The following is a 19050-nucleotide window of genomic DNA, read 5'->3' on the forward strand; positions in this document are numbered from 1 at the left end:
CTTCGAAGGGAAGTCGCGTCATGGTGCAAGAGATCAACCGCTGGGGCGCCTCGGATGTCTTTCCGATGTTTGCCACGCTGGTGTGGAAGGTGCAGCTGAAAGCGGAGCTGCACGAACCGATGGGCGTGAAGCTGCTGGCGGTGCTGGACGAGCTACGGCGCGACGCGGCGCCGCTCGCACCCGGCCAGGGCTGGCAGTCCGTGCAGACGCTGCACCGCCGCGCGGAATTCGCGGAGCTTGTCGCGTGCATCGACAGCGTGGCGAAGAGCGTGCTGCGATTCCTGCGTACCGGCTACGACGCCGTCGAGATCACCGGCTGCTGGGCCAACATCCTCGCCCCGGGCGCCGCGCACGCGATGCACATGCACCCGAACAACTTCCTGAGCGGCGTCTATTACCTGCGCACATCGCCCGGCGCCGACACGATCAACTTCCACGACCCGCGCCCCCAGACCGCCCTCATCCGGCCGCCGGTCGTCGAACTCACCGCCGAGAATACCGACCAGGTCGTCGTGAGCGTCACGAACGGCACGCTGTTGATGTTCCCGTCCTACCTGCAGCACTCCGTCGACGCCAACGGCAGCGAACACGAGCGGGTGAGCCTCAGCTTCAACCTCATGTTCTCCGCCTTCGCCGAGAACGTGAGCAGGCCGCAGTGGTAACGCGATCGGACGGAGCAGCGACCGGACCGATGAAACAGGTCACCGAGGCCTTCCCGGCGACCCCGGACCTGTTCCTGAAGCCGTCACTTCGCCGGACTTCAGCCGGCCAGATACTCCTCGGTCGACTTGAGGGTGGCGTAGGCAAACGCCAGGGCGGCCATCATGGCTGCATGCACCTGTACTGCCGGCACCTTCACGCCACCGAACTCCAGGTCGAGGGTCGCGCAGGCGTCGTGGATCACGCTGACGGAATAGCCCAGATCCGCCGCCGCGCGTACAGCCGCATCGACACACATGTGGCTCATCGCGCCGACGACGACCACCTCCTGCACGTCCCGCTCGTCGAGCAGGCGCTCGAGCTCCGTTTCGCGGAATGAATTGACGTGGTTCTTCACGATGACGGGCTCGCCTTCCAGAGGCGCAACCTCGGCCTGGATTTCCGCCCCGCTCGAGCCGGGAACGAAGACCGGCTTCTCCCCCCGGGCGAACTCGTGGCGGACATGAATGACGGGAATCCCGCGGGCGCGGGCATCGGCGATCACTTTCGCGGCATTGGCGACGGCCGCCTCGATACCGGTCAGGGGCAGCTTGCCCGACGGCGAATATTCGTTTTGCAGGTCGATGACGACCACAGCGCGCTTGCTCATGATGGCTCCGTTGAAAGTACTGCGAGAAAGGGTATGGATATCTTTGTCCATGAGCGGCATGCTGGTAAGTGGCGCTAACGACATCTTCGAAGGTGATATCGACACATGCCGGCTGAGCACATCATCGAGATCGGCATCCTGCTTTACCCCGGTGCGCAAATGGCGGCGGCGCTCGGCCTCACCGACCTGTTCGTTTCCGCGCAGCGAATCGCCGGCGATCGGAGAACACCCCGCATGCCGGTACTGCGTGTCAGCCACTGGCAACGGCAGGCCGGCGATGGCGCGCCGGTGCGCGTCCAGGATTCCCATCCCGATGCCTGCAGTACGTTGAAGGTGTTGATCCTGCCACCCAGTCTGGAAGAGCCCGTCTCGACCGCGTCGGCGGCACCGTACATCGACTGGTTGCGGGCGCAGCACCGCGACGGAGTCACGCTGGCGTCCGTGTGCGCCGGCGCCTTCCTGCTCGGCGAAACCGGCCTGCTCGCCGGGCGCACCATCACCACTCACTGGCACTATGAGGAGCGTTTCCGGGCCCGCTTTCCGGACGTCCATCTGGACATCGACCAGCTCATCATCGATGCCGACGACATCATCACCGCCGGCGGCGTCATGGCGTGGACGGACCTGGGACTGCGGCTGGTGGATCGCTATCTGGGCGCCGCGCTCATGATCGACACCGCAAAGATGCTCCTGGTCGATCCGCCGGGACGCCAGCAACGCTATTACAGCGCCTTCGCGCCACGGCTGGCACACGGCGACTCCGCCGTGCTCGCCGTGCAACACTGGCTTCACGAGACAGGCGCCAGGGACGTGACCCTCGCCGAGCTCGCACAGCGCGCCGGCATGGAGGAACGCACCTTTCTGCGACGCTTCCAGAAGGCTACCGGCATGACGAGCACGGAGTACTGTCAGCGCCTGCGCGTGGGCCGCGCGCGCGAGATGCTGCAGGCCAGCCGCCTGCCGATCGAGCGGGTCGCCTGGGAGGTCGGCTACGGGGACCCCGGGGCTTTTCGCAAGGTTTTCACGCGGATCGTGGGCCTCAGCCCCGGCGAGTATCGTCGGCGCTTCAGTGCCGGATGATGGGAGTGCCTTGAGAACCAACGCTCTCCCATTTGCCGGGTTGATAAAGCCACGACGTAACATATACTTTGATAAATCGGCCGCTCAGATAAAGTGTATGTGATGTCGAAATCCTCCCTCGCCCTCGACTCCCTGCCTCCCGAAGTGACGGCCTCGCTGCAGACGCTGGGCGAGCAGCTTGCGCTGGCACGCCTGCGCCGCAAGGAATCCCAGAAGCAATGGGCGGGACGCCTGGGGGTGTCGGTCCCGACGCTGATCCGCCTCGAACAAGGCGATCCCACCGTCAGGATGGGTGTCTATGCCACTGCGCTCTGGCTGCTCGGGCTATCCGGCGGTCTTGCCGAGCTCGCCGAGCCGGGCAAGGACCTGCGGGCGCTGGAGTCCGACGTCCGTCAGGCGAGCCGCCTGCGTGCGACCCGGACGCGAAGCGCGCGCGCGGTACTCGCGGGCAAGAAGGAAGGGATCTGATGAGCCCGGCCGCACCGCTGCCCGATACGCTCCATCTTTGGTATCTGGGCAATCCGGAAGTCCCCGTCCTGGTCGGGGAACTCAATCTGGTCATGGGTCGCCGCGCCGTCTCCCTGCGCTACGCCGCGTCCTGGCTCAGGCACGGCTTTGCGCTCAGCGAGGACCTTCCCCTCCGCGACATCGAGCACTTCCCGAAGGAAAAGGACACCGCTGCCGGCGCCGTCGACGATGCCCGGCCGGACCGCTGGGGCGAGCGCGTGATCCGCCTCGTGGACCGCCCACCGCGGCTGTCCCTCCTGGAGTTCCTGTACTACGCCGGCGACGACCGCTTCGGCGCGCTGGGTGTGTCGAGTTCCCAATCCGCCTATCTCCCCCGTCAAATCGGCCCCTTGCCGAAACTCGCCGACGTCGATGCCGTGCACGAGGTCGTCCGTCGCGTGCTGGCCAGGGAGCCGATCGACGAAGCTCAAAGGAAACTGATCGCCCCCGGCGTCACGATGGGCGGCGCCCGCCCGAAGGCCTTGCTTCAGCTGGAAGGCGCGGAGTGGGTGCTCAAGTTCGCCGAGGATGACCGGCCGGAAGAGCCCCTGATCGAGCATGCGGCGATGACGCTGGCCGCGAAAGCCGGGATCACCGTCGCCGAGACAAGGCCCGTCCGGTTCAGGAACGGCGCCGCCGTCGCGATCCGTCGTTTCGACCGCGAGTCGGGATGCCGTGTGCACGCCCTGTCCGCGAACGTCGCCCTGAAGGCGGCAGGCGTCGAAGCGTCCTACCCCAACCTCGCCCTTCTGCTCCGGCGGCGCGGCGTGGCCGAGTCCAACCGTGCCCAGATGCACGAGCTATTCCGGCGCCTGGTGTTCAACATCCTCATCGACAACACCGACGACCACGAGAAGAACCACGTATTGCTGGTCCGGGCGAACCAGCAATACGTCCTGGCGCCGGCGTTCGACGTCCTGCCCATCGGCCATTCGCTGGGCTACCAGGCGATGGCGGTCGGAACGCAGGGCGCGCAATCGTCGATCGAGAACGCGCTGAGCGCGGCTGCGCATTACTGGCTGACGCCACAGGGGGCATTGGCGGAAGCCTGCAGGGTGGCGCGGGTCGTCGACGACTGGCGCGCGCATTTTGTCGCGCAGGGGGTTTCGGAGGCGGTTATTGAGGAACTGGCCGAGCATATCGACCGGCCATTCCTGCTGGAGCAGCGGCGAGCGTTGTAGGTTGCGCCTGCTGATCAGTCTGAATGGTCGGAGAGGTACTGCTGACCGACCAGCTGCGATCTGGTCAAATGCGGTCGCTAAGCGCGCTTCGGGCCTAAACGGGGGCTTTCATTTCGGTGGAACTATCGAGCACCAATCCTGTACTCCGGAAAATCGGGTTTGGCCCCTTTTCACGCTTACCCGATCACAACCGACTCGCGTGATCTGGTGCTCGCTCTCATAGCCACGTCCCACATCGACGTACCTCTCTTGATTTGCATGCTGTAAATATATACAAATCAAGGGGTTGAAGAATAGGCTTGCTGGGCATCAAAAGAGGGCGTGGTGTCCGCTACTGTTCCCAACGGCTAACAAGGTAGCGAACATGGTGACGGAACTGCGGACCGGACCAGACATGGATATCGATGCTGTATTTCAGTACCTGGCTGTTGCCCGCCAGCATCACACTCAAGCCGAGATCGCGAAGTTCCTGGACGTCGACGTAAAAAACCATCCGCCGCTGGGAAGCTCGTGAAACCCAACCCAAGCCGTACGCCGCCCACGCTTTACGGCAGCTTTTCCTGCCCTTCGGCGCTCCAAAGGCGGACAGCTCAGGCTTCCGATTCATCGATCTATTCGCTGGCATCGGTGGCATCCGTGCCGCCTTTGAAGGTATTGGAGGTCGGTGCGTATTCACAAGCGAGTGGGATAGCTATGCGCAGAAGACCTACGCTGAGAACTTTCATGACGGCCACCTCATCGCGGGCGATATCACGAAGATTGAGGCCGAGTGTGTACCCGACCACGACGTACTGCTCGCCGGCTTCCCCTGTCAGCCATTTTCGATTGCAGGTGTGAGCAAGAAGAATGCACTTGGCCGCGCGCACGGTTTCCACGACGAAACGCAGGGCACTCTGTTCTTTGATGTCTGCCGCATCATCGAGAAGAAGCGCCCGCGCGCCTTTCTGCTAGAGAACGTGAAGAACCTGACCTCGCACGACAAGGGGCGTACCTTCGACGTGATTCGCCGCTCCCTGCAGGACCTCGGCTATCACATCCACTACCGCATAATTGACGGTGCCCACTTCACTCCACAGCACCGCGAGCGGATCATCATCGTCGGATTTCGCGAGTATGTCCCTTTCGACTTCGATGCGGTCCCCCTCCCACCCAAGGGACGAACCGTTATCAGTCACATACTGCATAAGACCGACGGCACCGAACCGTGGATCGAGGCGGACGGCAACAACTATTTCGACCATGGCAACGGGCGCGTGCCTGCAAAGTACACCCTGACGGACAAGCTCTGGAAGTATCTGCAGAACTATGCAGCGAAGCACAAGGCGGCTGGCAACGGCTTCGGATTCGGCCTTGTCTATCCGAACAGCATCGCCTGAACCCTTTCGGCACGCTATTACAAGGACGGCTCCGAGATTCTCGTATGGCATGGAGAAGGCTCGAACCCGCGGCGCCTGACCCGCGTGCGCGCGCGCGGAAGGGCTTTCTCCGATAACGCTCAGGATTCCGGTGTCGGATAGTCAGGCATGCCGGCTGCTGTCGGATGCCACAGTCGTACCCCAATGACGGCGTGGTCGGCTAAACTCATAGGTTCTTATGTACCCGTACGCGAGGGCGCACCGGTGCAGATGCCTGTTACGCTACCGAAGGACATCATGAGTAGTGGCCGTTGGACCAAGGAGCAACTCAAGCTCGCTTTTCATCTGTATTGCCAGATCCCATTCGGCAAACTGCATTACCGAACTCCCGAAATTGCCCAATTGGCCGAACTGATCGAGCGTACGCCGTCCGCTGTCGCAATGAAGCTCGTCAATTTCGCGAGCCTCGATCCCGCGATCACTGGCAGCGGCCGCAAGGGCCTCGGCAATGCGTCGAGCGCGGATCGCGAGGTTTGGGACGAGTTTCATGCCGATTGGGAGGGGCTGGCGTTGGAATGCTCGCGCCTACGAGAGGCAATTCGCCCCGGTCAGGGCACAGTAAGCGTGAGTGCCGACAGCGATATCGCATCCGGCGGAATGGCGGATTTCACCGGCGAAACCAGACAAGTCATGACGGAGCGGCGCATCAAGCAAGACTTTTTCCGCAGAGCCGTCCTGAGCAGTTACCGCGGCCGATGTTGTATGTCGAATCTTTCCGAGCCGCGATTGTTGGTCGCAAGCCACATCGTTCCGTGGAGCAAGGACAGGGCGAACCGTTTGAACCCGAGTAACGGTTTGTGTCTCTCTGCGATACACGATAAGGCTTTCGATCTAGGCCTGCTTACACTGTCGGATGACTTGCGGATCATGGTGTCGGATGAACTTAAGCGGCGCGACGAGGCGTTCCTCAATCAAGTCATCATCCCCCTCGATGGACGCCTGATCGAGATGCCCGAACGCTTCACTCCGGATCTGACGTTCGTGCGTCGTCACCGGTCTGATGTTTTCGTCGATAGCCAACGGAGATGAACCATGGATGCATCCGATTTTTCGGTATTCGAGTATTTGTACCGGGACAGCGGGAACTACAAGGCTTGGGGCGAGCTTCTTCTCAGGGGCAACCTTACCGATCGCGAAATTGAGCAGATGCGTGAAAAATTTTCTGCCGGGGAATACTTCATCGCTGAGCAGCTTGGTGTTCCTTCCGTTGCCGAGCAGTTATGGGGAACGGATGGCTCTCCGAACGAATCCGATCACACGTGGCACGAATTTAGTGCCGTTCGTAACGCCACCGATCAGGACGTGAATACCATGCCAGTGTGGGGGGGCGCGAAACTGTTGTTAGAGAGGATCGTAAGTGTCAAGCGTTGGGACGAAACTCTGTCTTGTAACTGGCCTCACGGTTAGCCGGCTGACTTTGGGTGACTGCTGCGGAGGGCCTTGACTTAATAACGGCTGAATAGGAGATTGAAACCACAAATTGGCTCGATACCTTGATTCACAGGTTCGGTGGCCACGAATTCCCGGCGACCGCGGCATTTTCTGCGTTTGCTCGCGACACGCTTCCTCAGGAGATTGACCCGATCAAGGACCCTGATGACACATTGATGGCCTGGATGGAACATGAGGAGTTCCTGTTCCGGACATACGAACGCCACATTGTTCAACAGCGCCTGCGTCAAGGATTCGGCGATGATGGCGATGACGTCGACGCGTTCATCAGCTATTCGCTAAGTGTCCAGAACCGTCGGAAATCGCGAGTCGGGCATGCATTCGAAGGACATCTGGAGGCCCTTTTTGCCACGAATAGTCTGAAGTTCGAACGTTCAAAGGGAAAAGGAAGGGTCACGGAAAACAATTCCAGACCAGACTTCCTGTTCCCGAGCTTTAGTTGCTACCACGACCCTGAATTCCCCGCTGATCACCTGATTGTGCTTGGGGCCAAGACAACCTGCAAGGATCGGTGGCGGCAAGTACTTGCAGAAGCCCACCGCATCAAACGCAAACATCTGATCACCCTAGAACCCGCAATAAGCGTGCCGCAAACAGATGAAATGAAGGCAGCACATTTGCAACTTGTCTTACCGCGTGTACTGCACTCGTCTTTTACTACGACACAAGCTGAAAATCTCCTAGATGTCACCGGCTTCATTGATGAGGTAAAGAATGCCTCATTTGTTTAAAGGCCTTGCGGGCTTCTCGAGGCGAAAAGGGGCCAAGCTCGATTTTTGGAGGACAGGGATTGGTCGCTCTCGGCAGCTCCTTCGAAATGAAAGCTGCCGCTCACTCGCTGCAGGCTGGCCGACAGCATTGGCCGAGTTCCAGTCAATCGACGCGCCCGACTTCAAATGAAAAAAGCTCCTTCCGGAGCTTTTTTCATTTACTGCGTTGCCCGACGTCAAATCTCTGTAGGTTCCCACAATACGTGAAAACGAGCCCTGACGGTGGCGCGCGCCTTTTCGTGATCTGTGAGAATCCTGCATCCAACCGTCTCACAAAACATGAAAGAAACCTACAACCACTGAGAAATCAGGGTCTAGAGTCTCACGGAATGAGGGCCGGTCTCACGCGCGCGTTGTCGCTCTGCTTTGTCGCGGTGAGTGTTGGGTGTCAGTACACGTCCGTTTCCGCAGCGGTCGCCGTCGGCTCGAAGCCCTGTTCCATGAGGTGGGACGTGGAGTGGAATGTTCTGACGTTTCGCTCCCCGCTGGCAGTGATCAATCCCAGAACTCGTTCTCCTTTGTACTGATGACATACCCATTCCCTTTGCTGCGGAGATCCACCACCGATCAACATCAAAGGACATCGGACGCGCGCCTGCGGATGCCGGGCGATCGACCGGAGGGTGCGCTGGTCGAGCCAACTCATCCGAGGCGAAGCGTCCGGATGTGTGTGCCAGTCCCCCAAGTATGCGAACAAGCCTGACGATCGGTCAAAAATGATGTCTAGCTGACGACATTGCCATGCATGATCAGGCTTGAAGCGATGACGCCGATGCATCGCGGAGGGGCCAGGGCCCACCGCGACAAACACGACTGGCTCGCCATTTTCTGCGAAATACCCGACCAACACCCCACCTGTTTCCAAAGGATAAGCGCGATCTGCTTCGGTGATCATTTCCTGGAACGCGGTATCGCTGATCCAGAGCGGGTTCATCCGGGATTACATGCGGGGCAGGTTGGATTGACCAACAGTGGGTAGGGCGTCCACTCCGGGACGATAGAAGCATCGCCGCGGGTGAAGTCTCCGACAGCAACGTCCCAAGCAAAGTCTGAGTAGCCGCCGGGTTGGCCGGAACAGAGCGTAGCCACGGCAAGACGTGAGGCGAGCAGTGCGACCTCGTCACTATCGATTCCTGCACCGATAAACGTGGGTTGCGAGCAGCCGCCCGGTTGGATCTCGTCCGAACCGGTGTCGGCAGGAAGGCGCATGGAGTTGTCGGCCAAATTGCGTTGAAAGCAGTGCCAGCAGCCCGCCGTTTTCCCTGGGAGAATCCTTCCCACCACCCCCCCTGCGGCGCCGTGGGTTGTAGTCAACCATAGGTACGGCTTGCGAAGTTCTTGCGCGAGATCAGCTAGGAAATGACTGACGCGGTGGGTTGCCGCAGCGTCGATGATCAGATCCACCTTCTCGCCGACCGAGCGAATGAGGTCGTAGTCGGAGAAGAAGATGTCGTTCGGCTGGGAAGGTACGCCTATCCTTGCGTAGTACGAGGTGACGTTCGTATAGGGATACTCGTTCCGTAGGTGCTCGTCCAGTGCTGAAACCTTGGCAAACCCGGCGTGCTGCCAGCCGAGCGCCCAGCGAATCGTGTTGCCGACCTGGAGTTCGTCACAATCGACGAGGTATAGCTGCTGTATTCCTGCACGGGCCAGTTGTAGCGCCAGCGGCGAACCCAGACTGCCCAAGCCGACCACCAACGCAGACTTGGTTCGGAGCGGTCGAAGGGCTGGAGCACGTCGCATCCAGGCTTCTTCACCTCCCCAGTTCGCAGGAATGAACTGTTGTTGCACGAGCGCTGGGCGCGTGCCCTTTGCTTCCCGGTGAACCCTCACTGCGAGGAAAACCCAGTCGTCAGAACTGCGCCGCCACGCCGTTTCGTCCGGATAGACGAAGCCAGCGACAAGGACTTGGCCGCGCCTTGCTGTTTCTAGTGCCTTCTTGAACTCCGGGACGTTGGTCGTCATGAGATCGAGAAAGTACTTCTCGAACCTCAGCCCATCGCTTGGACGAGGGCGGTCCGGTAGACGCATCCAGAAACCGGTAAGCGCCTCAGAAAACGCCGGAACCGTGGTGGAGAATTCGACCAACGGTCTGCGTTTAAGGTCGGTGACCGTCTGCACTACTCCGTTGATGAAGGGGGTATCGGCCAACTGCTTTGGTACGGGGCGAACTTTTAGCGCAAGCCGCCCCGAAGCATGCTCCGGCGGTGGAGCCTGGTCGGGCACGATGATCGTACAGTTTGGCGGATACGGCAGGAACGAAGAGAAGGGTTCTCCGACGTGATCCTCGTTCTCGGCAACAAAGGCCGAAGAGAGTTCTGCGGCGTTGATGGCTTGCAGACGAGGTAGTTGGTCTCGAAGGAGCACAGCGAGCGTGTCCTCGCCAGGTTGCCAATCCTCCCCACCCCTGGCCAGCAAGCACAAGTTCTTGCCCAGCGGATGATGGTGGCGACTGAGCCCTGGGCCATCAAGAACCACCTGAGGCGGGAAATACGGAAACGTGTCCGGGTACTCGGCCACGAGATTCAGCGTGTCCCCTTCGTTCGGGACCTGAACTCGGATGATGAGTCGGCCCGCTTGCCGAGCGGCCTCGTCCACACTCCACGGATAGCCCAAAGCACTGAGAGCCGTTTTCTCAGCCTCAAGTGCTTCGGGATAGCGACCCCACCAGGTCTCCATATCAGCCGACCGGCCGATGGCCCGGGGGCTTAGGCGCGCCGTGCCCGGGGTTCGGGCGATTGCTGGGCGGCCCGGGCGGGACGTCCGGGTGTTCCGGCCTCTGGGGATGATCGGGTTTATTGCCTTGATTCATTGGACGATTCCTCGTGAAAGAGCCCGGCCATAAAGGAAGTCGCCGGACGTGTTGAAGAAGGCGGTCGCGGTCGACTGCCAACGGCGCAAGACCACACTATATACATGGGTAAGTAAAATACAACTACTTTTTATCACATCATATAAAGTGTGGCATCACACTTTCTACAACTGTTCGGTACAATGAGGAACCTTCAGAAGACATCGGCGTGATGGGTCCCCAGCGAGACATTCAGCGTGAGCGGCTGTTCTACATAGAGTTCTTGGCGCTCTTCGTCGGCCAGGTCAGTCGAAAGGACCTGGTCTCCCGCTTCGGCATCAGCGAGCCAGCTGCTACTAAGGATCTTTCCCTGTACGCGGAGCTGGTACCAGGGATGCTGCGCTATGACCTGCGGCAGAAGTGCTATGTCCTCGGCGAAGGAGAACCCTATTTCGAGCACGACCCGGAGCAAGCGCTCTATTCCCTGGCGGGAGAGCGGGCGATCGCAATGGATACGGAGCACGCAAGGCGACTGCCTAGCTGGGTGAATTCCAGCATCAAGCGAGATGTCCCGTTGTCGGTTGTAGCGGCGATCACGCGATGCATCTACCAGCGGCGAAAGATGGCTGTTCGGTATGGATCGCTTTCGACGGGGGCCCGGGAACGTGTGCTGTCGCCCGTCGCCCTAGTTAATGATGGTTTGCGTTGGCACATCCGGTGCTTCGCGCATGAGCACGATGAGTTTCGGGACTACAACCTGGCGCGTTTCAGTACTGTCAGCGTGAGTGACCCGTCAGACGTAAGCCTTAACGAAGATAGGGAATGGAATACGGAGGTTCGGCTAAGACTAGTGCCGCATCCGAAGGCTAAGCATCCCGAGACGATCTCGTTGGATTACGGAATCACTGACGGCGCCAAGTATGTGACGTTGCGAGCGTGCTTGGTTGGGTACTTTCTCAGGCATTGGCACATCGATTTCTCTGATGAGGCGACCGGCGATCCGAAAGCTCAGCAGCTTTTCCTGGATAACAAGAGGGATCTGCGGGAGGCTGGAGTACCAAATTGGGCGTTTGAACAGGAGTTGAGCTGACCAACTGCAAGTAGGCCTGATTCGGACCTGAGGGGCGGGCACGTTGTAAGGGTGAAGCCGGTCCTCTTGTAGCGCGTCGGTCAGCGTCGACTTAGGCTTGTACCGTGGGTTGCGTGAGGTAGTGGCGATGAAAGGGGCAAAAGCCCGACTGACTGAAACGGGCTTTAGGGCCGACTTGGACGACGGTCAGTGCGTTGAGCGAACCGACCTAATGGAAGTGGCAGGTGTTCTTCACGCGGCCGGTGTAACGGCAGACACCACAGTCTGCGGCGACTGGCGCGAGGGCGAGCACGTCCTGCTTTCCGGGCAGAAGATCGCCCTCAAGGTCGAATTGCGCCGTCTAGCGCGTGAGCACCAGCGCGAGGTTGATCGCCGTCGCTTGGCTGAGCACGTGGCGATTGCCGCGTTGCTGCAAGACCCTCGTCAAAGGATGTTGCTGCTCGACGCGGCGCATAGCCGGGTCGAGCGCTGGGAGCGTGAGCGACTCTGCAGCCGCTACTACATTGAAGCGTGGCGAGAACTTCTCGCGAGTGGGCTCGGTGTACTGTGCGCACGTCTTGGGGAAGATTCTGAGCAAGCAAGGGCGCTTCGGCAAAACAGCCCCTTTATTCCACTTCCGGATCTCGGAAATTGACGGGCCGGCGGCTGCCTGCTGCAGGTCTAGAGTTCGATTGGGCGACTCGCCAGCACCTCGTCGACGATCTCGGACGGAACGCTGAGCATGGCCAAGCAATCTGATGGTCTGATGATCACGAAAATTGAGGGTCTCCTGAGCCCAGTTGGCAGGTATCACCTCCTTGGGGCTCCGCCCCAAACCCCGCACTCGCCGTGAGGCAGCCGGGCCAGGCTTGTAACGCCTGGCCCAGCGCCGATAGCGTGGTTTGCCTCCAAGGCGTCAAGGGTAACGCTTCGCCGCAGGCCGTCGGCCTGCGCCCTTGACCCCTCTCCAGCAAATCTATGCCAACGCGCTTGTACGGTGCATATTTTCGGAACCGACACAAGAATTTCGCCACCCAAATCGAGGGAAACGTGTTCATTTTCGGCGAGGGCGGGCTTGCAGTCGTCCGCAAGTACTTGATTCCTAGAAAACCTCATTTTTCGAGACCGAATTTTGGTCTCGGTCAGCAATGGAAGTCCAAAAGTCCATCACGAAGCTCGATTACCTCATGTAATCAGCAGATTGGTTTCGCTGCCATCATCTTTCGTGACCAGAATCCCGACCAGAAGCATCATTTCCGGTGACCACACTCAGAACGCTCTCCAACTTGCGACCGCGCCGAGAGTCGAGATCGAACGCGCGCGGGTGGTCGCAGCGGACGACGCCTGTCCTCCGCGTGCCATGCCGCTCGCATCCCGCGGTCGGATCGAGCGACGCCAGGTAGATATCGCCGCGATCATGAGCCTCATCCAGTCCGCGCGCTTGAACGGCCACGAGCCCTTCGCATATCTGAAGGACCCTCGCTCGCCTACCCAGCCAGTCTCACAGCCGCATGGCCGAGCTGCTGCCCCATCGCTGGCAGCCGTCGAACTGCTGAACAGCCGCGTCAAGACGGGTTGGCCGGAGGCTTACGTAATTCGAACCATATGTAGCAACATACTTACTCTCATGTTCTGACAGAGGTGATGCCGTGACCATCACGACCCTATCAAGTCGGGAATTCAACCAGGATGTAAGCCGCGCCAAGAGGGCCGCTGAGCAGGGTCCCGTGTTCATCACGGACCGCGGCAAGCCAGCGCACGTTCTGCTGACGTTCGAGGAGTACCAACGGCTCACCAAGCAGCGGCGCAATATCGCCGACGCACTAGCCATGCCAGGCGTTGAAGACATCGAGTTCGAGCCGCCGCGCGTACGCATCGAAATCCGGTCGGCGGACCTTTCATGATGTGCGTGCTCGACAACTAACCGTGTCCGAGCGCCGGAAGGTACGCGCCGGCAAAGTTGACCAGAACTGGGCTGCTGCCGGTTTCACGAACATCTTGTTAAGATGGGAAGATGAAACCAGCAGCAGCCCACTCGCTCTACTGTTGTCCGAGGGGGCTTAATCACCACCACAGTAGCTTGAGTGCTAGGAAGGCAATCTCTCCGCGTCTCTCCACAGTGCTTCAACGACAGCCTGTAACGCAGTGTCTCGCCGGTAGAGGTATTGGCGGCTGCCGTCGATAGCAGGGCCGCAAACAGCGAAGATTCCCAGCTTCTCTAGGATCTGGATTACCCGTCTCGGACTTAGGTTCAGTTCTAATGCGATCTGGGAACCCAAGACGTAGCTCTCGCGAAAGCCGTCCAACTCAGACTTCCTGATCAAGCGCTGATCGGTGTCTGGGTCAACCGTGAAGGGGAGTATCCCACGAGCCAGCAGATGATAGGCAGTCTCCTGCTTTAGCCCGAGCCTGCGAGCAGCCTCGGGAACGGTCAAGGCTTCTTCGCGGAGCGTTTCAAGTTGTCGATCTCTCCAATCCGTAAGCTCTTCGCGATCGAAAACCCATGCTCCCATCCCCGCACGATCGGCGATAGCCGCGATGGGCAGCATTTCCCCCTCGATGACGCTCAGGATGAGATTGGGGAAAAGGGATTCTCGGTGCAGGACGAAGCGTAGGGCATCGTTAAGGCTGAGGCCAAGGCGGTCCGTGTTCTCGTGCCAATCGGGAAGGTTGGAACCCAGTACCAGCAGGTTCTCAAGAAACGAGCGGGAAAGGATCCAACTGGAAGATCTGTGTGCTTTCGGTGCAATGGCGGGTCCTAGCAGGCGATGCTCAATCAGCTGGGAGACCCTGCGCCTCTGTAGGCCAAGGAGCTGGGCCGCGGATCGAAGATCCACCGTTTCGCGCAGCGAATCGGCGATCTGGGATAGCTCCCGGCGATCGATGCAAAGCATCTTGCGTCCCCCTGGTGTCGCCATGACATGCCCCGCGATGCGACCGGCCTTGTGCAGCAGTGCGAGCTTTCTCGGGCTGGTGGCGAGGACATGAGCCGCCTCCTTAGCGGGAATCCAGATGTGTTTCTGACGGAGATCCTTTGATAGAAGCTTGTTTCGATTCGTCAGCGGCCGGGGCCAGTTCTCCGCGATATACGCCTCGAAGGCGTAAATGATGGCGCTAAATTCCGGTTGGGAGAACTGCTCAAACATGAATGAATAGAAACTACCAAACTGTCCGATGAACTGATTGCCGCGGCGGACGTTCTCCTGCCGTCGCGCTCGCAAATTTCGAAGCAGGCGGTGGAAACCGTCGGGCCAGTCGAGCAAGGTTTCGGCAGCATAGTGGGCGATGGGACGCACTGCCTGCATCGTGGCGAAGCGAGGGATTTTGAGCAGGATCCGCCGTCCAGGAGCAGGATCCGCGTAGGCCCCGAGAAAGACGGCCAGTCGATGCAGTTGTGCCAGCTGAAGAAACTGCAAATGCTCCGGCCCACCGTCGCAGCCGGTAAGACGGTCACGGAGTAACGTCGCGAAGATGGTCTCGATTTCGCCTGCGGCCACTGCCGGTGCCTCTTGCAGGCGTGCCCCACAGACACACCGAAGGAGCGCGCTTCGATTCCAATCCAGGGAGTGGCCGCACTGATGGCAAACGTCTACGAGCGCACAACGGTGCTCGGGACAAACGGTCAGCAGAGCAAGCTCCCATTCCTGGCGCCAATATCCTGCGAGCTTCAGACAGACGGGGCAGTACCGGCTGCCCCGCCGGTTCCATACCTTGTAGGTGTCGTACCCGGCGGGCTCCAGTTCCTGAAAGAGTCTCATGCCATGCAATGACTTGAGGTCCCAACCCAGGCGTTGTCTGATGCAGACATCGAGTGAGTCGTGGTTATCAAAGGCTGCACGGATCCCTTGAAGACCATTGCCCTCGGCGACTCGAAGGAGGAAGCCGTATAGGCCTTCCGTTTCGTGGGGCGCGGGGTGATAAATAAGGCGAGTCACCGGATCCCCCCGTCGTCAGATTGCCGGTTTGATCGGCCTTCCGGGTCACGGCCCAGGCTCGCCAGTAGATCCGCAAAAGGTTCTCCAGGACGAGTCAGCGGCCGCAGATCTGACGATGCAGAAAAGGGATTGAGGCCGGGCGATGCGTCCCGCCAAACCTCCTCTTCGAATGCCTCGGCCAAGTGGTGCTGATCGATGTGGGCGCAGCCGTGGTACCTCGCCGCATCGACCGCACCGTCAGTGATCTTGCAGACGTAGTCGATGAGCCCGAAGCTGGCGCAGTGGAACCGCTGAGCCATCTCGGGCGTACTGATTGGGATCGAGGGCAACGGCAAGGCGCTCTCAATCGCCGACAGCAGTCCGCGGAACCGCAGGATCTCATCTACTGTGGTGAATCGGAAGGGGCCAAGATCGAAACGAGCAGAGAAACGCCGAGCAAGTTGCGGATTCAGGCGGAGGACTCGAGCGGAATCTGGCATTCCCATCAGCACAACGGGAATGCCAGCGTTGTTGATAAGGTTCTTCAGCCAGTCCGTCACCCGGGCCGCTTCGGTTCTTTTGCCGTGATCGAAAAAGTGTTGAAACTCATCGATAATCAACAGCTCGACGCCGCATATGCGGAGCAGGCGGTAGATGCGTTCCGTTTTCTGGGCTGCCGTACCTTTGTGGCTTATCGGGTCCCCCATCGCGATCAGGATCGCTTCGGCGAGGTTCTTTACTGTCGGCGGTGCTGGAGTGTCGACATTCAGCACCGGGATCTTCAGGATCTCCCCGTTGTCCTGCACTGGGTAACGTCGTTCGTACTCCTTCCGGACAGTGGTCTTGCCTGATCCGGTGAGACCGGTAATCAAGAGACCACCGGCCTGACCGGAGTTCTTTGATTTCAGGTGTAGGCGCTCAACTCTCAGAAGGGCTTCCTGGAAGGCTGGGTGCTCGATCACCGTTTGACGGATGGAGAAGCCCTGAAGTCGGGAGGAAACTGTCACGCGCTTCGGGCGGGTCATGCGGACTCCCCTCCGTCGTGATCGCGCCGTACCGACTTGAACTGGGGAACGGGCCCTCCGGCAGACGGGGGCAACGGCGTCGCAGGTGTTGTTTTTGGCCGCCTTGAACCGATCGACTTAGGCTTGTGCGCCGATGCGCTATCGACACCCTTCATCACCGCCTTACGTTTGCGCGTAGCCATCTTTCGGCTATGTGCGGCCGTGTGGATGAGATCCTGAAGTTCGTGCTTCTTGGCAAGAAGGGCTGCCAGAGCCTCCGGCTTTTCATTCTCCTTGCGAAGTTTGGCGCGGATTAGTTCATGCTGAATCAGGCGAAGACCCGCGGCGTATCCCTGGTCGATGGCTTGCACCTCGAAATAGGCCTTGTGGTCCGGGTCGAAGACGTGGATGTACCCGACGTCGTCCTCGTGATACTTGACCGTAACGCGAAGGTCCTCACCGTGGCGACGGCGCAGGAGCTGAAGATCGGCATTGTTGTACCGCAGGCCATTCACCTCGACGCCATAGTGGAACACGCGTCGTTCGGTGCAGTGCGCCAGAATCACCCGGACCTGAGCTGGTTCGGCCGGATATTCAAGGATCCGCTCTCGCTCACCCATTTCCCACTTCTTGGCCGGTGGCATGCCGATGCCGCGGTGAGGTGTTTGGTTGTAGATCTCGACGATCCACTTGGTGACGACGTGAAGTAGGGTGTCGAAGCTGATGCAGGCCAGGTTTTCGGAGTCGTATTCGCACCGCTCGGTCACATTGGAGAAAACGGTACCCGGGAGGCGATGGATCAGGTCGTGATTGATGGTTTTCAGTACTCGCTCCACTGCCCCTTTGTACTCTGGGGTCATGGCCGGGCAGAACTGCAGTTGCACACCGAAATCCTCACAGGCCATGGCCAACGCGCTTGCATGCAGTTCCATGCCGTTGTCGCACACGAGAACCTCGAAGAATCCTCGTGCCGGCCACCGAGTCGTGATATCGGGGTAGAGCTTCAGCAGATCCTCTTTGGGAAGAATGGCTTGAGCAAGGCAGCTCAGTACCGAGTAGGCTGATGGGGTGTGAAAGCCGATGTAGAAGCCGACGATCATTCGGCTGTACTTGTCGATTGCGAGGGTGAGCCAAGGCTTTCCCAGCGGTAGCTTTGCCTTGGTGCAGAAGACCAGGACGTTGAGGGGGGTATGGTCGATCTCCACCCGTTCGAGCAGCCTCTCCGCCTTTTGGGTGCCGAGAACCATGCGGTAGTGGCGGTCAGCTACCGCCTTGCCATGCCGTCCGGCCGTCAGCTCATAGTCTTCAAGGCACGCCATGTATCGATAGAGCGTTGCTCGTGACGGAGCCGTGACTTGGTTTTCCGGAGGCCGTGCGCGGTTGATTTGTGTAACTTGGTGGACGACTTTGTCGCAAACGGCTTTTCGGGGATGTCGCTGCTTATGGAGCAGTATGGTGTCGATCGCCATCGTGACGATCTCTTGTATCTCCGGCGACCACCTACGCCTTCTACCCAGCCGATCCCTATGGTCGACCAGGTCGGTGACGCTGGAGCCGACGGAGTACCGGTAATTCCACCGATAGATGGACACTGGACTCGGCGGTGTTCGGTCGCCGATCTCGGCCGCGACTTCCCTGATGAGAGGCGTGAGGGCCTTGGCGGTGAATACCAGGGGGCCCTTGGCTCGAAGCCGCTGAAGATACATTTGGCGGCGCAGAGCGCGTGCCTGCAAGGGCTCCGGGTAGCTGGAAAGGTCGCGGCTGATCAGTACCGGCGGCGCGCAGTCAGGGGAGTTTTCGAGGTCGACAACGAGTTCCCCTATCGCGCACTGACGGATAACGTCGGCCTCACGCACGTTCCAGAGCTCACCGTCTTCAGCCTCGAGTTGGATTGAACCATCCGTCAGACGGCGAACCACGAGCCAGGCACGCTGCTGGCGAAGGAAGCGCAAGCCGCGCCTAAAAGAAAAGCGTCGCATCGTCGTACTCCTTTGCAAGTTGAATGAGAGAGTCGGGTGTGATCGCGCGGGTCAGGTCGCTGTGGTATCGGCCTGAAGCCAGGAGGCGATAGACGCTGACGTCGTCACCCAGGACTGCCGAGGCGCCCCTGAAGGTCCGAGCGGGGAGGATCGACAACCGAGTCACGAGGTCGTCGAGTGCGGCGGCGTCCAATCGACCTGCGTGGTACGCGAGCCGTTTCAGGTTCTCTAGAAGCGGCTCCGCGCGGATGTGCTCTTCGGTGAGGATCTGGAAGGCGCGCCCGATCCGGTCGTAGTGCCCCGCAATCGCCTTGAATCGCTGAGTGACGTCCGGCTTCGCGAGCTTTGCGGCCGGTTTGATCTCGACGTGGCGGATCGTTCCGTCGCAAAGCTGGAGTTCGAAATCCGGAATGTAGAAAAACGAGCCGTCCTCGGTAGAAAACTGCACCCGCTCGGGCTGTTCCCGGAACTCAAGGACGCCTGGCGAAAACTCGAACAGGTAAATCGCGTCGCGTTCGAGTAGTGATTCCCACGCAACCATGCGGCCCGTCTTTCTTGAGGGGAAGTATCCCCGTACGC

The 19050-nt window shown here is 59.9% G+C and carries 19 protein-coding genes and 2 pseudogenes; 13 read left to right on the top strand and 8 right to left on the bottom strand.

The window, feature by feature from the left end; translation table 11 throughout:
* Positions 1-20 precede the first annotated feature (20 nt).
* On the top strand, positions 21-662 hold the full coding sequence (locus GPA22_RS02605) for a 2OG-Fe(II) oxygenase family protein (RefSeq protein WP_169254538.1): 642 nt from the start codon (positions 21-23) through the stop codon (positions 660-662).
* Between the two features lie 98 nt (positions 663-760).
* Here the strand turns inward: GPA22_RS02605 and GPA22_RS02610 are convergent, their stop codons facing one another.
* Positions 761-1309, bottom strand: coding sequence for a cysteine hydrolase family protein (locus GPA22_RS02610; protein ID WP_169254612.1), 549 nt, complete (start codon positions 1307-1309; stop codon positions 761-763).
* Positions 1310-1414: 105 nt separating this feature from the next.
* Between GPA22_RS02610 and GPA22_RS02615 the strand changes: the two genes are divergently transcribed.
* The 8 genes from GPA22_RS02615 (at position 1415) to GPA22_RS02650 (ending at position 7675) form a co-directional block, all read left to right on the top strand.
* Entirely contained in the window at positions 1415-2389 is a 975-nt protein-coding gene (locus GPA22_RS02615; protein ID WP_169254539.1) for a GlxA family transcriptional regulator, read from the top strand.
* Between the two features lie 102 nt (positions 2390-2491).
* The gene (locus tag GPA22_RS02620; RefSeq protein ID WP_169254540.1) at positions 2492-2857 is read left to right on the top strand and encodes a helix-turn-helix domain-containing protein; all 366 of its coding nucleotides are present in this window, start codon (positions 2492-2494) and stop codon (positions 2855-2857) included.
* Positions 2857-4077, top strand: a complete 1221-nt coding sequence (locus GPA22_RS02625) for a type II toxin-antitoxin system HipA family toxin (RefSeq protein ID WP_169254541.1) — start codon at positions 2857-2859, stop codon at positions 4075-4077. The genes GPA22_RS02620 and GPA22_RS02625 overlap by 1 nt, the downstream gene beginning before the upstream one ends.
* Positions 4078-4441: 364 nt before the next feature.
* The gene (locus GPA22_RS02630; RefSeq protein WP_169254542.1) at positions 4442-4591 is read left to right on the top strand and encodes a hypothetical protein; all 150 of its coding nucleotides are present in this window, start codon (positions 4442-4444) and stop codon (positions 4589-4591) included.
* A 139-nt stretch (positions 4592-4730) separates the two neighbouring features.
* On the top strand, positions 4731-5453 hold the full coding sequence (gene dcm, locus GPA22_RS02635) for a DNA (cytosine-5-)-methyltransferase (protein WP_343035935.1): 723 nt from the start codon (positions 4731-4733) through the stop codon (positions 5451-5453).
* A gap of 276 nt (positions 5454-5729) precedes the next feature.
* The gene (locus tag GPA22_RS02640) at positions 5730-6521 is read left to right on the top strand and encodes an HNH endonuclease (RefSeq protein ID WP_169254543.1); all 792 of its coding nucleotides are present in this window, start codon (positions 5730-5732) and stop codon (positions 6519-6521) included.
* Positions 6522-6524: 3 nt separating this feature from the next.
* Complete coding sequence (locus GPA22_RS02645) at positions 6525-6899, top strand: hypothetical protein (RefSeq protein WP_169254544.1); 375 nt, start codon at positions 6525-6527, stop codon at positions 6897-6899.
* 86 nt (positions 6900-6985) lie between these two features.
* The gene (locus GPA22_RS02650; protein ID WP_211168885.1) at positions 6986-7675 is read left to right on the top strand and encodes a type II restriction endonuclease; all 690 of its coding nucleotides are present in this window, start codon (positions 6986-6988) and stop codon (positions 7673-7675) included.
* A gap of 427 nt (positions 7676-8102) precedes the next feature.
* Here the strand turns inward: GPA22_RS02650 and GPA22_RS02655 are convergent, their stop codons facing one another.
* Entirely contained in the window at positions 8103-8648 is a 546-nt protein-coding gene (locus GPA22_RS02655) for a Mov34/MPN/PAD-1 family protein (RefSeq protein WP_169254545.1), read from the bottom strand.
* Positions 8645-10393 carry a ThiF family adenylyltransferase gene (locus GPA22_RS02660; RefSeq protein WP_169254546.1) on the bottom strand — a complete coding sequence of 583 codons (1749 nt, stop codon included), beginning with the start codon at positions 10391-10393 and terminating at the stop codon, positions 8645-8647. Before GPA22_RS02660 ends, GPA22_RS02655 begins: the two co-directional genes overlap by 4 nt.
* Positions 10394-10737: 344 nt before the next feature.
* Here GPA22_RS02660 and GPA22_RS02665 point away from each other — a divergent pair, with 344 nt between their 5' ends.
* The 4 genes and pseudogenes from GPA22_RS02665 (at position 10738) to GPA22_RS02685 (ending at position 13478) form a co-directional block, all read left to right on the top strand.
* On the top strand, positions 10738-11595 hold the full coding sequence (locus tag GPA22_RS02665) for a WYL domain-containing protein (protein ID WP_246264012.1): 858 nt from the start codon (positions 10738-10740) through the stop codon (positions 11593-11595).
* A 211-nt stretch (positions 11596-11806) separates the two neighbouring features.
* Positions 11807-12229: a hypothetical protein gene (locus GPA22_RS02670; RefSeq protein WP_169254548.1), complete on the top strand. Its 423-nt coding sequence runs from the start codon at positions 11807-11809 to the stop codon at positions 12227-12229.
* 753 nt (positions 12230-12982) lie between these two features.
* Positions 12983-13130: pseudogene (locus GPA22_RS02680) on the top strand (transposase domain-containing protein); the annotation flags it as partial.
* A 93-nt stretch (positions 13131-13223) separates the two neighbouring features.
* Positions 13224-13478, top strand: coding sequence for a type II toxin-antitoxin system prevent-host-death family antitoxin (locus tag GPA22_RS02685; RefSeq protein WP_169254549.1), 255 nt, complete (start codon positions 13224-13226; stop codon positions 13476-13478).
* 183 nt (positions 13479-13661) lie between these two features.
* Here the strand turns inward: GPA22_RS02685 and GPA22_RS23010 are convergent, their stop codons facing one another.
* The 5 genes and pseudogenes from GPA22_RS23010 to GPA22_RS02705 all read right to left on the bottom strand — a co-directional run bounded on the left by GPA22_RS23010 (position 13662) and on the right by GPA22_RS02705 (position 19012).
* Complete coding sequence (locus GPA22_RS23010) at positions 13662-15071, bottom strand: helix-turn-helix domain-containing protein (RefSeq protein WP_343035933.1); 1410 nt, start codon at positions 15069-15071, stop codon at positions 13662-13664.
* A gap of 108 nt (positions 15072-15179) precedes the next feature.
* Positions 15180-15509: pseudogene (locus GPA22_RS23060) on the bottom strand (TniQ family protein); the annotation flags it as partial.
* Positions 15506-16513, bottom strand: coding sequence for a TniB family NTP-binding protein (locus GPA22_RS02695; RefSeq protein WP_169254551.1), 1008 nt, complete (start codon positions 16511-16513; stop codon positions 15506-15508). The gene GPA22_RS02695 and the pseudogene GPA22_RS23060, both read right to left, overlap by 4 nt.
* On the bottom strand, positions 16510-18471 hold the full coding sequence (locus GPA22_RS02700) for a Mu transposase C-terminal domain-containing protein (RefSeq protein WP_169254552.1): 1962 nt from the start codon (positions 18469-18471) through the stop codon (positions 16510-16512). Before GPA22_RS02700 ends, GPA22_RS02695 begins: the two co-directional genes overlap by 4 nt.
* Positions 18452-19012, bottom strand: a complete 561-nt coding sequence (locus GPA22_RS02705; protein ID WP_169254553.1) for a TnsA endonuclease N-terminal domain-containing protein — start codon at positions 19010-19012, stop codon at positions 18452-18454. Before GPA22_RS02705 ends, GPA22_RS02700 begins: the two co-directional genes overlap by 20 nt.
* Positions 19013-19050 lie beyond the last annotated feature (38 nt).

The organism is Aromatoleum toluvorans, assembly GCF_012910905.1.
Lineage (GTDB): Bacteria > Pseudomonadota > Gammaproteobacteria > Burkholderiales > Rhodocyclaceae > Aromatoleum > Aromatoleum toluvorans.